Below are 17,035 nucleotides of genomic sequence, written 5' to 3' on the forward strand. Positions count from 1 at the left end.
TGAGCTGGAAGCGCGCATGGACCGCCACCCTTTCTCGATTTCCCCAAATTAATCCTGCACGATTTTCTTGGCCACCAATGCCAAATCCGCGATATCGATAGATCCGCTTCCGTCCAGATCCAAATGCTTGATCGCATTCCAGTTTGGACTTGAAGCATCTTTGCCGTATTGAGCTGCCAGGATGGCAAGATCACCAATGCTGACTTTACCGTCACCGTTGACATCGCCCGGCATGCCGCCAGGGTTCCCGGCAGTGATCTGAACTTGGGCTGAAGTGTTCGATGCCTGCGTTTCATGGCCGTTCGCATCACCGAGCACAATATCCGATGCCGTCAAATGGACGGTAACGGTCTCGGAGTTCTCCTTGGCCAGGAACGTAACGGCAACAATGGCCTGATTTCCCGAGAGTCCATGATCGGCTCCTTCGCTTGCGATGATCATGCGGATTTTACCCGGCTCCCCGGACTTGGTATCCACGATGTTGACGCCCGGAATCAAGGACTCGGCCGATACGAAGCTCATATGCTCCGAATCATATTGTAAGGAAGCGTCAACCGCGAAAATATGCTCAGGCATGCCGTCCACACCGAAATCTACCTTGAACGGCTGACCGGATGACGCCTGACCGTCCGGAGTCAGCTTCGCGGCCGGGCCGTTTGCAGCCGTTTTCGCTTGGAATACGTTAAGCTCGGCGACGGAAGCGAAATCGCCGACGCCCTGCACGGCCTCCAGTTTTACGTAGGCCGCTTCCACAGGAGCGAAATTCGCTTCCTTCTGCTGTTTGTTGCGAAGCCACGTTCCCGCCGCTACCTTGGTAAATGAAGCTCCATCGCTGCTCACGTATACGTTATAAGAAGTAATCGTGCCGTTTCCTGCGTCGGGACGCGGCAGGTAAGCGATTTTGCTGATTTTATGCGTTCCGCCAAGACTAACGATAAGGGATTGCGGTAGCGGATCCACGTTAAACCATTTCGTATGCCAATGCGTATCCGGGTCTCCATCCAAGGCTAATGCCGGGTCATTGACGCCCGCTTCGCTGCTGGTAGCGCTGGCGCTCATTTGGCTCTGCGGAATTTGCTCTAAGTCCGTTTGGCCGCTTACCGTTACCTCGCTCGTGGCGGTAAACCCGCCATCCTTGGTGGTAACCGTGATGACCGCTTTGCCTTCCCCTTTCGGCGTAATCTTGCCGCTTGCATCCACGGCTGCGATGCCCGGATCGCTGCTGGACCAGGTGACGGCTTTATTCGCAGCATCGTCCGGCTCGACGACTGCGGTCAGCGTTACCGGCTGATCGAGTACTTTCAGCGACAACGAGGACGGATTCAGCGTAACACCCGTGACTTTGGCGGTTCCCGCGGAAGGCAGACCGTACACCTTGAATTCGCGGATCGCCGCTTTTGTATTTTCACCCGGAAGAGCCGTTACCGTTATGCGCACGTATTTACCACGGCTGCCGAAGGTATCTTTCAGGACGGCTCCGGCTGCCGCGTTGCTGCTGCGGTCCGCAACCGTGATCCAACTGGATTGATCGTTCTCTCGGACTTCGATTTTGTATCCATAAGCCAGATCACTGCGCTCAAACGAAACTTCCGTCGCTTGAATCGAATACAAGCCTTCGAGATCCACCGTCCAGGAATGATTGGCCTTTGCGTCTGCCGCCGACCAATAAGTATCCGGGTCTCCATCATTTCCGAGACTAGCGGTATGGTTCGGATCCTCGCTGTCCGCAGTCGCATGCTTCCCCTCCGAAATGACGGAAAGTTCCGGAGCCTGCTTCGGTGCCTCATACACGTCAAGCTCCGATGCGGATACAAAACCACCGACTGCGGCAGTCGCTTCCAGCTTCACGTACTTGGCCGTGACCGGATCAAACTTAATGTACTTCTTCAGATTGTTTCGTACCCAGTTCCCGGATGCGACTTTCGTGTAGGATTGGCCATCCGGGCTTACATACAGGTTATACGTCGTAATCGTTCCGTTTCCGGCATCCGTGCGGGGGGCATACCGGAACTGGCTGATCTCGCGGGCTTCTCCCAAATCGACGACGATGGATTGGGGCAGCTTGTCGGAGCCGTCCCATTTCGTATGCCATACCGTGTTCCGGTCACCGTCGATTGCTTTGGAAGCTTCACTTCCCGGCTGGAAGCTGAGAGCAGATGCCTTCATTTCTGTTTTTGGAATTGGGGTGGGAGCCGGCTTTATCTCATCCCGGTAGACATTGATTTCTGCCGCCGAGGCGAAGCCTCCGACACCGTCTCTGACCTCCAGCCGGACAAAGGCTGCCTGAACCGTGTCAAAGGCTGCTGTTTTCTCCTGCTTCTCGTCGTTCCATTCTCCGCTGACTGCCTCGGTATAGTTAACGCCGTCGATGCTTGTAGAAATGGCATACCTGGTAATCATGCCGTTTTTGCCACCATATTGCCTTGGCAGGACTTTGATTTTGTTCACGAACTGCTTCGTTCCGAGGTCCAGCGTAACCGATTGAGGCAGCTTGGCACTGCCGTCCGCCGGGGTGGACCAAATGGATTCAAAATTGCCGTCCAGCACGTTCGCGGCAGGCATCGAGCCGTCAGCGCTTGTGGCCGTGGCTACGATATCATCCTGCGGAATGCGGCTAGGATCGGTATCCTGCTCCGGAAGCTCGATCTTCACCGCATCCGTGAGAGGCGTCGTGTCGGCTTTATAACCGGAAACTTTAAGCTCAAAAGCGCGATCGGTCGGAAGCTTAGGCGTTTTGACATACAGCACTCCGCCTTTTTCCGAGGCATCATAAAACCAACCGTTTTCAGCCGCATCATAAGCCGCTTTCGAATTCTGACGGGTAGAGGCCGTTCCATCCAGTGAGACGGACGAAGGCTGATCCGCCATATGGATCATGAATTGGCTGACGCGGGTAGCCGGCTTGCCCTGATAATTTCCGATGCTCGCCCCTACCTTGACGGTCAAATCGCCCGTTCCCTGCTCGGGAGCGATCGAATCGATGCGCGTTTTGGCGTATTTGCCTGAGCGATGTTCTTTGGTTACGCCATCGTCCTCGTACATCGTAAAGCTCGACGTATGGTACGGATATATGTCATAAGTGACCGGATCGGCCGGTACCTGCCCGTCATAGAGCGATTCGGGATACATTGGAATGATGGCTCCCGCTTTGACCAGCAGCGGCAGACGGTTCAGCGGTGCTGCATACTCGTCAAGCATTTTGGAGCCGTAATGCGCGGCACCCGTCCAGTAATCGATCCATTTGCCCTTCGGCAAATAAATTCCGTTTCGAGTCGTTGTATCCGAGTAGACGGGAGCGACAAGCAAGGAGTCGCCCGACATGAACTGGTACTGGGTCAGCGTACCTTTGGCGTTCGGATCGTCCGGATCGCTGTAAATCATGCCCCTCACCAGAGGTGCTCCCGTTTCATAAGCTTCATTCAAATAGGTATAGAAATAAGGGGTCAAGCGCTGTCTCAATTTGAGGATGTCGCGGTTATAGCTTGTGTAAGGTTCTCCCCAGACCCAAGGCTGCTTATCCTTTGCGGCCCATCCTGACATGTTCATCAGGATCGGGGTAAAGGCTTTCCATTGCAAATCCCGGACATATGTCTTGGCGCTTCCGCCAAAAATGCCGTCCACATCGCCCGTGGCATACGGTATGCCGGAGAGCCCTGCGCCAATCAGCGTCGGAATGTGGAAACGGATGTATTCCCAGTTGCCTGACTGGTCGCCGCTCCAGACCGCCGAGTACCTTTGCGTCCCCGCCCATCCGCCTACCGACCATACATAACCACGATCATTGGAGTTGTTTTCAATCCCTTGATACGCCTGCTTGCTTGCGTTCAAGGCGAAATCATAACCCGGGCCAACCCATGCCACATCCAGCTTGGCAAGTCTGGTGCCGTCTACGCCGACCTCATGTGCAATTTTGTCAACGCCGTTCTGCGTCCAGAGACCGGTATAGAACCCCAGCTTTTTAAGCTCATCCACGGTATAACCGAGATCGGAATAACCGCATCCGTAACCGTCATTCGGTAAAATCCACCCGCCCGGCATATCGTTGTCACGGTAAGCCTTGCCGATTTTCTCAATGACATCCGCCGTTTTCTCCGGCGTTCGGTTATAGCAGTCCGCATCGCCAAGACCCATGCCCCAGCGCGGAATCAGAGCCGGTTTGCCGGTTAAATCCGTCAAGCCGTCCAGAATGTCCTGGATGCTCTCACCGTAAAAGTAATACGCATCGAAGCGATTCTCGTCATGCGTGAGCTTCACCGTGGAATCGAAATCGTAAAGTCCATTTTGAAAGGTGTTACGCAGCACGCCGTACCCCGCGGTACTCAAGTAAAACGGCGACGGATTGGATACCGTGCCGCTTCCCCAGTCGCCATAGTTTTCCGAGATGGATATTTTGCGGTCACGGTGGCTGAAATAGCCGTTTTGCATGCCGCCGCCATAAAAATATTCGTCTTCGCCCCGTACCAGCTGCTGGGATGCCGATTGGCCGTTATAGCTGAGGCCGGCAGCTTCCTCCCATACCAAGGTTTGATTGTCCTTATGGTACATGGCGAATTTCAGCGGAGCTTTGTAAGCCCGGAGAACGAATTTTCCCGTTGCCATTTTGTAATAAGATCCTTCATCCGACCAATCGACCTCAACGGGTCCGAAATCTTCCTTAATGACGATGGGTTCGGCAGGCTGTCCGGAGCTCTTGCCTTTAAGTTCCGTAAACTGTCCACCCACGCCCAGCCAAATCCGGACCATATCATCCCTCTCGAAAATAACCTTGACCTTGTCTTGGCCCGCGGTAATCGTGAATGTCTTGTCGTCCGTCTGTTTGAAATCCGAAACCGATCCCACGGATGCGGCGCTGGCTGTTTCCGAATTCAGAAGCAGCCACGCGCTCATGAGCAGGATACAAACCGAAAAAATATAAACCTTGCCATGCAATAACTTCAATCGTATCCGCCTCGCATTCTTTATTGGCATTATTGAACCTGTACGATGCTCCAGAGCTGCTGATCCGCATTCGTCCGCGGCTGCTGAACGAGAAGCGCATTGTCCGCCAGCGAACCGTTTTGCGTTTCGACCGCTTTGCCGCTGCTCTTGCTGAGAATACTGAAATAGCCTGGCGTGCTCTCGATCAGGGTCCAGAGCTGATTGTTTGAACCGGCGTAGTCATATTGGATGATCGCCGTACCGTCGGCACTCGCTCCCCCGTATACATCCATCGCCTTTCCGCTGTTTTTATTGATCAGTTTGAAATAACCGTTGCCCGTATCCGCAATGCTCCACAGCTGATTGCTGCTCGCTTTATCCAGGTACTGGATCAGCTGTGTGCCGTTGCTTGTAGATGCCCCGGGGACGTCAATGACTTTACCGCTCTTTTTATTGACCAGCTTGTAGGAAGCTGCAGGATCGAAAACAGCGCTGCTTCCGACTGTCACAGGCATCGTCACCGAGCTGCTGCGGTCAAAAATGTCCGTAATGGTCAGCTTTACATAATAAGTCAAGCCGGCTGTAAGCCCTGCCGCAACAGAAGCAGATGATGCTTCAGGCTTCACCGCGGCTGCATGGGCGACCGGATTACCGGTTAATGCCGCGTTATCGTATACCGAAATATCGTATTTGAATTGAGGAGAGCTGGACGGCTGCATCTGCCAGCTAACATTGAACTTCCCGTTCAGGTAAACCGCCTGGTTGCTTGCAAGCTGAATGCTGTCAAATACAGGCGAAGAGGGTTGAGTGATGGATGTAGTGGTAGGATTGCTGATGCTCGGAGTGGTGTTTCCGCCTGCTTTGAACCAGAAATAGTCGTTCGTCGCCCCTCCATCCCAATTCGCAAGGAAGTTATTGGAGGATATCTTCTGGGTGCTCCATGAATTCCATGTGCCGTCCAGCTTGCGGTTATAACCGTTTTTCGTGCGGCCTTCCCTGACGTTTTGCGCCGTGCCTGCCCAGTCTTCCTGAAACAGTCCCAGCCCGCCGTGAAGATTAATGCTTGCTACCGGATGATCCATGATGGCAACCAGCTGCCACTTGTTGTTCTGGACATCCTTGACCCATTGGCCGAAGCAGGTGCCTGTGCAGCCTTCGTTCCATGTCCGGATCGCCATCCGGTACCATTGGTTCAGTTCCCAGGAATACGGCGTCATCACCTTCAGTCCGGTACCTTCGCCGCCGAATCTGGAAACCGAAGCCCCTGGCATCGCATATCTGGAGACGATCGGAAGCGTGGAGTTAACCGGATCCCAGATGGAAAAATGCAAGCGGCGTGGGTTGCTGGTGGAGGGGTTATCCTGCTGAAAACCCGCGTATCCGCCCCCTTCGGCGCCCTGATTCCAGTTTTGCGTTGCCCAGTACGTGTAAGGCGCTGCCTGAACGGGCATCCAGTCGCTCATCACGATATCCGACGGTGAACCATTCACCGGTCCGACGTATACATTATCCGAGCCAGCTGCAAAAACAGAGGCGGATTCCATTCCCATAAAGAGGGCCAGCGCCATCAGTACAGCCCATATTTTTTTCATTTCGATTCCTCCCAAAGTGTTTTGAATGCCGCAACACCCTTAGAAGCACAGAAATGATAGGTCTGCTGGAACGGGGAAAGCTCCGGGACAAGGGTTATCTTAGCGCGAGAATGATCCTCACGTTTCCTTGTCCCGGCGGGCTTTTCAGAATACAATTCACTTCCCGGGATTTTCTGTGCGATTCTTCGCAGCGCTACGAAGTGATATTCCGCGCTACAAGCACCAGATCCTCAAGATCAACCTTTCCGTCATGATTCACATCGGCCCGTTTGGCCTGATTCCAGTCGCTATCCGCCGATGTCTTGCCATAGTTTGCTGCAACGATTGCCAAATCGCCGATGCTGACTTTGCCGTCGCCGTTGATATCTCCGTTTGCTCCCGTGGATGCGGGGGTGATTTCGATTTCGGCTGACGATAATCCCGCTTCAAGCTCGGTCCCCTCCGCATTCGCCAGCGTGGCGGCAGCTACCCGGACGTAACCTTTCGCCGGTTCTGACAGCGGTTTCGCCTTGAAAGTCAGCTCCACCATGTCTCCAGCCTGCTTCACCTCATGGCCTGCTCCCTGACTGGCCAAGATCAATCGGACAGAACCGTCCGTATGCTTGGTTTCAATCAGGTCAACGCCTGCCTGCAGCGTTTGTGCCGATACAAACTCCATTTGATCGGCTTCATACTGAACTGTAAGATCCTGTGCATAGACTGCGCTGGTGACATCCTGAAGACCCAGCACGGCAGCGAAGCTCTGGCCGGCTTCGGCCGAAGAAGGCAGTCTTAAGACTGTGCTTAATCCGTTATGAGCATCTGCGGTCACCGTGATCTTCACGACCGCCTTATAACCTCCGGAGGCTGTTATGGCCGTCAGCTCGGCGCTGCCTTCCTTCACAGCAGTGACCTCTGTTTTACCATTCAAGGCCCCGATTTTGGCTACGGATTCATCGCTGCTGCTCCAGTTCACCTGTTTATTGCTTGCATTCGATGGCTGGACGGCCGCTTTCAGTTCCGCCTTTTCGCCTACTTTCAGGCTGATTTCCGTCTTGTCTGCCTGGATTCCGGTCACCGGCACTTCGGCAACGTTGTTTGCGTACTTGAAGTCGTCAAACATGCCCACGGTCGGACCGAACACTCTGGCTCCCATTCTGCCTTCATCTGTTGGCAGCTTAGGCAGTGCCCCTTCGAAATAGGTTTTGCCGTTAACGATCAGCGTAATGTAGGTCCCCTCGAACTTCACTTTTACCGTCGCGGTTTCACCTTTCTTCAAATTTGCGCCTTGATCCGTTGTCATTGCTCCGTAGTTGTCCTGTGCATTGACCCAGTACCACGCATTTCGGTCAAAGCCGACGGAAGCCCATGTGTTCTCATCAGCGTAGCGGAAAATGATGCCGGCGCGAATAATATCACTTTCAGGGGTCACTTTAAATTCAATTTCCCCGTCTTTGATCAGCGGCGAGTTTTGATCCACGACAATATTGCTGACGTTGTTCGCCGTCAACTTTAATGCATACTGGCTTGAACCGCCCGGCGCACTCACGACAGCCATGCTGCCGACGCCGGTTCCGGCTTTATGCTGCCAGCCGCCGATTGAATTATTCTCGAAATCCTGTGCATACCGGACCGGAACAGGTACGGGGACTTCATCTCCCGGGTTCGGCGGATAGACTTCCAGCTCATACAGCGAGAATCCGTACGTGCCCGATCTTTTCGTCCCCTGCATCCGCACGTAACGTGAATGCTCCGCAGGGAATTTGATCACTTCCGTCCCGCCGACGCCGGCGCTGGTGGCATAGACATCCTTCCACTGCTCTCCGTTGTCCGACACCTGGATTTTATACCCTTTCGCAAAAGCATTTTCCCATTTGATGATCACCTTGCCGATGTCTGTCAATTGTCCGAGATCTACCTGCAGCCACTCATTGTCCGTGTAACCGGACGACCAGCGGGATGTCGTCGACTCATCCTCGTCAAATGCAAGCTCGGCTTTAAACTGCGGCACTTCTACAGACGAAGCCGCCGCCGTTTTATGCGCGGCGATATTCACCGTCCATGGCGGCGAACCGGCCTCCAGGGCAATTTCCTTACCACTCAGCGCCTTTTTGTATAGCTTCACGTCATCCAGGCTCCCTTTAAACGCTTGACTGCGGCTACCGATGAATGATCCCGGCATTCGCATGACATCCGCAACCGATGCCTTCAGCTCCCCATCTATAAATAATGAGGTTCCTTTCAGGTCGCCTTTAAAGGCTACATGGACCCAGCGGCCGGTCGGAATGGAGGCGTTAAAACTGAAATCGTATCCTTCCCGCGAAAATCCCGCTTTGCCCGTCGTTTTCTGCTGCAGCTTAAGCGCGCCGTAGTCCGATTCCATAAAAATCGCTTCGCTCTCAGGCTGCTGCTCATCCAGCTTCACCCACGCGGAGGCCGTCCACGGAAAGCCTATGGTACCAAGATCTGTCGAGATATGGCTGGAACCTCCATGAAAGGAACCGGCTTTGCCCGTCTTTCCTGCATTCTCCACATCCACATCATTCAATTTCCCGTCATATCCATTGCCCGACAGATCCGGCGTGCTCTTGTTTGCGCTTTCCTCCAACGGATAATGAATGACCAGGTCCGTGGCTGACTCGACCTCAGGCACCAATTGAGTTCCCGGGCCTTCGCCAAGCTTTCCGGCAAGCTGTTTGAAATCCGCATAAGCGGTGTCCGTGCTTGCACCTCTCCACATTTTCTCGGCAAGGACCGGCATCGCCTGTTTTACACGATCATGTACCTCATCCGCGGTCACTTTTTTGCCGAGCATGTCGTTCCACACTGCAAACATGCCGCCTAACAGTTTCGGTTCTCCGTCCTTCAGATTCAGGCTGGTTCCGCCGAAAATCGTCGGCTCCCAATTGTTATACAGCCACTGAGCGTCTAAATAATCGTGATAGTATCCGGCCTTGGGCACAATGTACAGATAGGAATCAAGCGTATTGATGATGTTATATCCTTGATTTACGGTATCTGCAGGGTTCTGCCAGCCGTTGGACCAGCCGTGGACGATGATATCTTTATCCACGGGGGTCGTTCCCGGAAACTGGGTCAAGCTTCCCCACATTCTCGATTTTTTCCCTTTGCTTTTGATAAAGGCATTCATCTCGTTCAGGAACTGCCGGTACTTTTCATAAGTCGACCTGTCGTTGCGGTCAAACTCATCCGCTCCGAAATGGACGGTATCCGTATCGAACCAGTTGCCATCCAGATATTCGCCCCATATTTCCTTAACGAAGTCGAACGTTTCCGGGCGGGTGATATCCAAATGATCCACAGGCAAATTATCCTTGACCAGGTCCGGCCTAACCTTCGTAAAAGCCAGGGAGTGGCTGGGCATATCGAACTCCGGTGTGATTGTCAAGCCCCGGACGCCCGCAATATCCTGCAGTTCCCGGAACTCCTGCTTGCTGTATGAACCGTCCTTTGCCGTCAGTTCGGGATACTTCGTGTTCTCCAGCCGAAATGCGGAATACTTGTTCCAGTTCGCCCGGCTCGTATCGTTAAAGATTTCATTGTCGTTCAAATGAAGCTGAAAGTCATTCATTTTGTAGTAGGACATAAACTTGGCGTAGTCCTTCAGAAAGCTCATCGGGAAAAATTTGCGTCCGACGTCCAGCATGAAGCCGCGTTCCTTGTACTTGGGATAATCCTTGGCCGTCCCTTTCACGATGCTTGACTTCGCAGAATCCTGCTCCAGGATTTGCAGTGCCGTTCGCGTGCCATAAAACACGCCCGTTTCCGTATTGGCCCGGATGGAAACGAAATCACCCGCTTCAAACACGTATCCTTCGTCGCCGATGGCATCGTCCCGCGTCCCATTCATCAGCAGCAGGAAGTCTCCTTTTGCCGCCGATGCCGAACCGGTTGTGACGACGGGCAAATCATAACCGGTCATTTCCTTCAGATCCTCCTGAAAGACCTTGGCCGTCGCCGGAAGCTTGCTGGCTGCATCAATGACGATTCTGGAAGCTGAAGTCATCGTGAAGTTCCCTGATCCGCCGATCCATTCCCTTAAGCTCGGAATGACCTTCGGCTTGGCATTCACGTCCGCTGCAGCGCTGGCGGAGTACAGCGGAAACGCGCAGAAAACCAGGCATAAAGCCATGAACACGGTCAAACTTTTTCTCAACGAACTCACCCCGATCGAAAAGATCTTATTTTGGTGATTTAAACAAGGTACATGGTGCTGCCTTCATGGACACCATGTACCTCGTCAATGCTTACGGTTACCCTACAATCTTTTTGGCTACGATCACGAGATCCTCCAGACCGATCTGTCCGTCGCCGTTGACATCGGCTTTTTTCGCCTGTTCCCAATCCGGGCTGCTTGTCGTTTTGCCGTAATGAGCTGCAATCATCGCGAGGTCTCCGATACTCACTTTGCCGTCGCCGTTGATATCGCCGACATTCGTCACTTTGCCGCCGATTTCAACCGTTGCCTGGGACGGGGCTGCGGAATATTCCGCACCCTGTTCGTCGGAAATCGTCGCCTTGGCTGCCGAAATCCTGCCGTTTGCAGGCTCCGATGCTTCCTTCGCCTTGAATGTCAGTTCAAACAAATCCGCATTGCCGGTCACCGCATGATCCGCTCCTTCGCTCGCCGCGATCAGCCTAACCTTACCAGGCGTTTGCTGCGTTTCCAGAATGCTTACGCCAGTGAGAACAGATTTGGCGGATACAAAATCCATGAGGGCCGGATCGTAGGTAAACTCGATATCCTGTGCGTAAACGCTGTGCTTCAGGCTGCGAAGACCGAACTGCACCTGGAACTCCGCCCCACTCTGAACCTGACCCGGTGCCGTCAATATCGTTGCTTCCTCCTGATTGCCGTCACTTTTCCGTACAGTAACCCGGCTGACATCCGTAAAGCTGCCGTCTGCTGTTGTGACGGTGATCTCGGCAGTCCCCTCCTTCTTGGCCGTCACGAGGGCGCGGCCATCCTTCGCCTCGACGGAAGCCACTTCAGCATCGCTGCTGCTGAAACTTACGTTTTTGTTCGTTGCATTGCCCGGAAGAACGGATGCCGTAAGCTCTGTCGTCTCTCCTTCCTTAAGGGCCACCTCTTTCTTGTCGAGGCTGACGCCTGTAACTTTGACTTCCTCGGCGGCCTCCGCCACTTTGAACACCTGAATTTCCGCGGCGGAAGCGAAATTGCCAACGCCTTCTACAGCTTCAAGCTTCAAATGTGTGGCGTTCACAGCCGTAAAGCGGACGCTTTTCACCTTATCATCGCGAAGCCAGGATCCGCTTGCGATCTTTGTAAACTCCACTCCGTCCGTGCTTGCATACAGGTTGTAGCCTGTAATCGTTCCGTTACCTGCACCGGATCTCGGCGTGTACTTGAGTTGGTTGACCAGATAGCTTCCGCCAAGATCAAGCGTAATCGATTCCGGCAGATGGGCCGGGCTCCATTTCGTATGCCACATGGTCGCCGGATCTCCGTCCAGTGCATTAGCCGGCTCGTCGCCCGGCTCGAAGCTGGAGGCCGTGGCCGACATTTGCGACGCAGGAATGAGTTCGCTAGCGTCGTACACTTTGACGGTTGCCGATGCAGTAATGCCGCTGCCGTCTTTCGCTGTCGCGGTGATTACGGCCGTGCCTGCCAAATGGGCCGTTATGTTCCCTGACGGGTCCACAGACACGATCTCCGGTTTATCGGATGACCAGAGAATGCTTCGGTCATAGGCATTGGAGGGCTCCACCCGAGCGGAAATTTGGGAACTCTGCCCCTTGTTCAGCTCGATTTCCTGCGGCGTCAACGTAATCTTGGCCACCTTCACGCCTTCTTCGGGAGCGATCGGTCCTTCGTCATTCACGCGGATATTATCAACGACCAGCGTGCCCGTCAGCTCTTTCTGATTGTTGTTCTTGTTTTTGATAATCGCGAGATACGCATCCTTCGCGCCTTCAGTGGCAAAGCTGATGTCCAGCGTATTGCGCCCTTCCTTCAAGTTTTCGGATACAAGGTCCCGCACCTTTCCATTCTCGTTCACCCGAACCGCTACGGTATACATATCCAGCTCATCGGACTTGTAATCAAGCGTAAGATGGTAGCGGTTATCTTCCTTCAGCCTCAAGGTGTGCGGCAATGTGCGCAGCCACTCCCCGGTGCCATCTTCATTGGTTTTGAGCGACCAATTGCCGTCCAGGACGTAGGTTTGAATTTGATTGCCGCCCTTTTCGACCAGATGTGTACGGACAGGTCCCTGCTTCGAGTACACGAAAGGCCCCCAGCCTTCATCCACATTCTCGAAATCCTCATAGAATACGGAATCTCCTGCCGCGGTTTTGGTCGGGTTCTTCCAGACTCTCACATCATCAAAGGTAACGTTGGCGCTGCCTTCAGCCACTTTGAAATACAGCGTCGCCTGCTCGCCTGCTGCATCAAAATTCACCTTGATTCTCTGGAAATTGCTTCCGTAATATTTGTGCTGCTGCGATAAATATTTATGGTCCGTGTTGTCGAGCGTGTTGCTGACCGTCTCGTTTCCTTGCTTGACGCCAATTTCGACTTTGCGTTTCCCGTCCACCTTTACCCATACGGATGCCGAATAGGTTTTGCCCGGCGTAAGACCCGTCATGACCTGCTGGATTGTTGCATCCCCAGGGCCTTTGACCTGAAGCTGGTCATCCGCGTTATTATCCTTCACGTATTGGATATGGTCCGCCGCACCAGCCGAAGAAGATTTCTGCCAGGAGCCGAATTTCTGGCTGTCGAAGCCTGGATCCTTCACCAGGCCGCCTTCGCCCCATTCCATGGCCTGACTCTCCTGCGGAGCGGATTTATATAGCACATACCCGGCGCCTTTCTCTGCGTTCAACGTTACCTTGCCGCCGCTGACCGCAATGCCGCCTACCTTTTCGCGGCCCAGATCCGTCAGCTTATACAGCTGAGCTGTCGTAACGCTGCTCCACGAAGCCGGGAGCGTCCACGTCGTTGAACCACCGGCCGGATTCCAGTGGTAGATTTTGTCCTCCTTGACCGGATCCCACGGTATGAACACCGTGCTGTTGGAGATTTCGCTGCTATCCGTCATGATGGCAATATCGTTGCCGTCCTTGCTCAGATGAATTTTGCCGTCTTCTGCCCGCTGAACCGTAACGCTGCTGCCGAAATCAATCCGGTCATTGGTCATTTTCATGATCGGGAAATACTGCATATACTTGGTCGGCAGGTTTTGGTTGAAGAAGGCTGCCGTCGTGTTCTTGTAGCTGGAGAAATCCGCGCTGCCCTGCCAGTAACCGACACCAACCTGTTTGTTGCCTTTCAGCAGTGGATTGCTCAAAAAGCCGTCCAGCTCCTGGTTTCTCAGGAAGCGGATTATTTTGCTGTTGTTGCCTTGATTCGGATATCCGGGATCCGTTCCCCAGTGGACCCAAGACGCCTGTTCGAACAGCGGCCCTGCAAATTCCGTTCCGAGCATCCAGCCGTTGCCGTTGATATACTCGGCCAGCTTCTTGGCATTATAGTCTGCGCCTTCATAGACATCGACATAAACGAAGGAGAGATTGTCTCCCGTGTCGGCCTTCAGCATATCCAGACGGCGCTTCAGCTCGCCGGATTCCACGTCCTTCGTCTTGTTTACGTAGAACGCCTGATCAAGCCATCCCCAGCCCTTGGCCAGCGGCTGCGTCATGTTTTCCATTTTGGTTTCAAACGCATCCAGCATATATTCCGTAGCGTTGATGTGGACGCCGCCGCGGATATTATACTTTTTGCCTTCGCTCAATACGAAGTTGAAATCTTCCTTCCCGCCCTGCTTTATGCCGATATGGCCGCCGTAATCCGGGTGGGAATCGTCATGTCCTTCGGCTTGGTAACCTTTGAACAGAATGATTTGCCCGAAGCCGTCGGTCAGATTCGAAATTTTCTTGGCGTTATCGAAAGCACGGAGGAAAGGCGATGTTGTCGTCGAGCCGATGTTCATCGAGATATACGACATATTGTCCTTGATCAGTTCGCTTCCCTTTGGCGCCTGGGCATGATCCCGGTAAGCGATCGCTCCGTCCTGCCAATCCAGCACCTTGTCGCCATTGGCGTCCGGCGTGAGGATGACCTTAACCCAAGGCAATGGCTCAGGGGCCAGCACCGTGCTTCCGCGGTACGTGAACTCGCCGGCGGATACGGCAGCCTTTTTCGTATTCAGCGCCGCATCGGTGGCTACTTTGACGCGTACTTTATCGTTCGCATTCACCACGTTCGTCATCACGGCTGCAGCCAGCTTATCCGAGTTCAGGAAAGCGTACGTGCGCCCGCCGGAAACATCGGCCGCTGCCGTTTTAACATCCGTATATTCCTCATTAATGATGTTCCAACCGCCCGTAACCCAGGCAGCTGTTTCCTGTGCCTTTGGCTCCGTCGCAAGGACGGAAACCAGGTCCTGATTCGGGAATTGGATCGTTTTCACTTTCTCGGTCCCATTTTCCTGAAGGTCCGTCACTTTCATTTGGAGCACGTTATCCTTCAGTTCCATTTCCACGACCAGTTTTACGTTAATGCCGGGAACCATCAGCGTGTAAACAGCCGTTTCGCCTTTGTCCCCTGCAGCATCTTTTTTAATATAGGATAGAGCCGTAGGGTAATAAGATTTGCCGTTGATTTTGAGCTCGTTGACTCCGTTCAGCTGCCCGTTCATTTCCGCGCTGCTGCTGTTCCACGTATACTTTTTCACCCGCGGAAATTCCTTGTCGATCTCAGCCTTCATTTTGCCTGAAGACAGCGTATCGGTAACCGTAATCGGCTTCGGATCGGGGGTGACCACATCAACCTTGGTCAGCTTCACGTCATCGATCAGGATCGTCTTGTTGTCAAACCAGCTGCGAAGGCCGATTTTACCTGCCGGGGCAGGAAGCCCTGGCAGTGATGTGTTCAGAACACTGCTGCCGTCGATCGACAGCTGTACGCTGTCCCCTTCATAGTGAAGCTTGAACGAATACTGCTGTCCGGCCGCAAAGGTAGGCGACGTTGACTGGATGCTGCCGTATGTTTCCTTTCCGTCTTTGAAGGAATCCCAGCCCCAGCTGCTCGTATCGTACTGAATGACACTGTAATTGTCCTTATCCACATATCGGTAAACCAAGCCAAAGCGCGTGGGTGCCTGATTGAATTTAAGTTTGACTTCGTAATCTCCATGTGCGGTCTGGGGAGCTTCCATGTCTGCCATGATGACCGCGCCTTGGGTAACCGCTTTGACGGCCCCGCTGTCAGCCGTAAACGTCGTCGTTCCCTTCGCTGCCGTCCAGCCGCTTACATTCCCGTCATTATAATCCTTGACATACGCATCGCCATCCCCTGCCGCCAATGCATTTCCGGCAGAAAAACAAAGCTGCAGGCCTACGAGCGCGGACAGGATGATGCCAAACGGCATCCATTTTCTCCTCACGATCATCTTCCTCTCTGCTTACGAATCATGTCCCCTTTTCCGGCTGAGCATGGATGGGATCCCTTATTTGCCCGCCGACAGCAGGCGTTTGATGACAACGGCGGATTCCGCCCTTGTCGCATGCTCCTTCGGAGCGAATGTCGTTGCCGTTCTGCCCTTCATGAGTCCGGAGGAAACAGCAAAGCTGACTGATTTTTGCGCCCAGGCGCTGATTTTGCCTGCATCCTTGAACGAGACGGAAGCCGTTCCTGCAAGAGTATCCGCTTTGACGCCTTGTGCAGCCGCCTTTGCCCGCATCAGCATCGTGCTCATCTCTTCGCGCGTAATGCTTTGATCCGGAGCGAACTTATTGCTGGCCACACCGCTGATGATTCCTGCCGAGTAAGCCTTTTTTACCGTATCTTCGTACCAGGCCCCGCTCTTGACGTCTGCGAACGGGTTTTTGCCGTCTCCCTCTTTCAGGTCAAGCGCTCTTGTAATCAAGGCTGCGAACTGGGCCCGGGTGACATTGCTGTTCGGCGAGAAGCGGTCGCTGTCCATGCCCTCCACGATGTTTTGATCCACCATTTTCATGATGTCGTCTTTGGCCCAATGACCGGCGATATCCTTGAATATTTTCATATATGTAGCCGATTGTCCCGGTGAGATGACCTGATCCTTCAGGTTTTTGTCGAGCATTTTCATGGATGTCCATTCCACTTTGGAGGTACCTGCCTTCTTGGCCTTGAATGTAATGGTCGCGATATCCATTTCGCCCTTCTCCCCATCGACGTTTCCGATTTTCGTATGGGCGATCGTTACCTCGTTGTTTTTGACAATGGGTGAAACGGAATACCCTTTGATTTTGGTTTCTGCCTTGACGACCTCGAGCTCGCTTGGATCGACTTTGAATTTCACTTCATAAGCATACAGATCCTTAATGTTGCTGCCCTTCAAGGTAACCGTGAACGTAGCGTCAGATGATTCATTTGAAGACGCTTTCATTTTGAAGTCGGAAGCAGTCTCCGCACGGGCCGAAGCCAGCCAAGCAGAGGAGCAGAGTGTACAAAGTAGTGCAAGGATCAACGATTTGCGCAGCATCTAGGAACCATTCCCTTCTTTTTTTGGTCGTATCGT

Annotated in this window: 5 protein-coding genes; all 5 read right to left on the reverse strand. The window is 53.5% G+C overall.

The features are described from left to right. Positions 1-48 precede the first annotated feature (48 nt). Positions 49-4,938, reverse strand: coding sequence for a discoidin domain-containing protein (locus tag ACTHPM_RS08710; protein WP_440394784.1), 4,890 nt, complete (start codon positions 4,936-4,938; stop codon positions 49-51). 29 nt (positions 4,939-4,967) lie between these two features. After that, entirely contained in the window at positions 4,968-6,509 is a 1,542-nt protein-coding gene (locus ACTHPM_RS08715; RefSeq protein ID WP_440394785.1) for a DUF3472 domain-containing protein, read from the reverse strand. A gap of 193 nt (positions 6,510-6,702) precedes the next feature. After that, on the reverse strand, positions 6,703-10,641 hold the full coding sequence (locus tag ACTHPM_RS08720) for a family 20 glycosylhydrolase (protein WP_440421508.1): 3,939 nt from the start codon (positions 10,639-10,641) through the stop codon (positions 6,703-6,705). 121 nt (positions 10,642-10,762) lie between these two features. Continuing rightward, entirely contained in the window at positions 10,763-15,919 is a 5,157-nt protein-coding gene (locus ACTHPM_RS08725; protein ID WP_440394787.1) for an endo-alpha-N-acetylgalactosaminidase family protein, read from the reverse strand. Positions 15,920-15,982: 63 nt separating this feature from the next. Continuing rightward, positions 15,983-16,999, reverse strand: a complete 1,017-nt coding sequence (locus ACTHPM_RS08730; protein ID WP_440421509.1) for an S-layer homology domain-containing protein — start codon at positions 16,997-16,999, stop codon at positions 15,983-15,985. Positions 17,000-17,035 lie beyond the last annotated feature (36 nt).

Origin of the sequence: Paenibacillus sp. SAFN-054 (genome assembly GCF_051966755.1) — a bacterium.
Taxonomy (GTDB): domain Bacteria; phylum Bacillota; class Bacilli; order Paenibacillales; family Paenibacillaceae; genus Paenibacillus_AQ.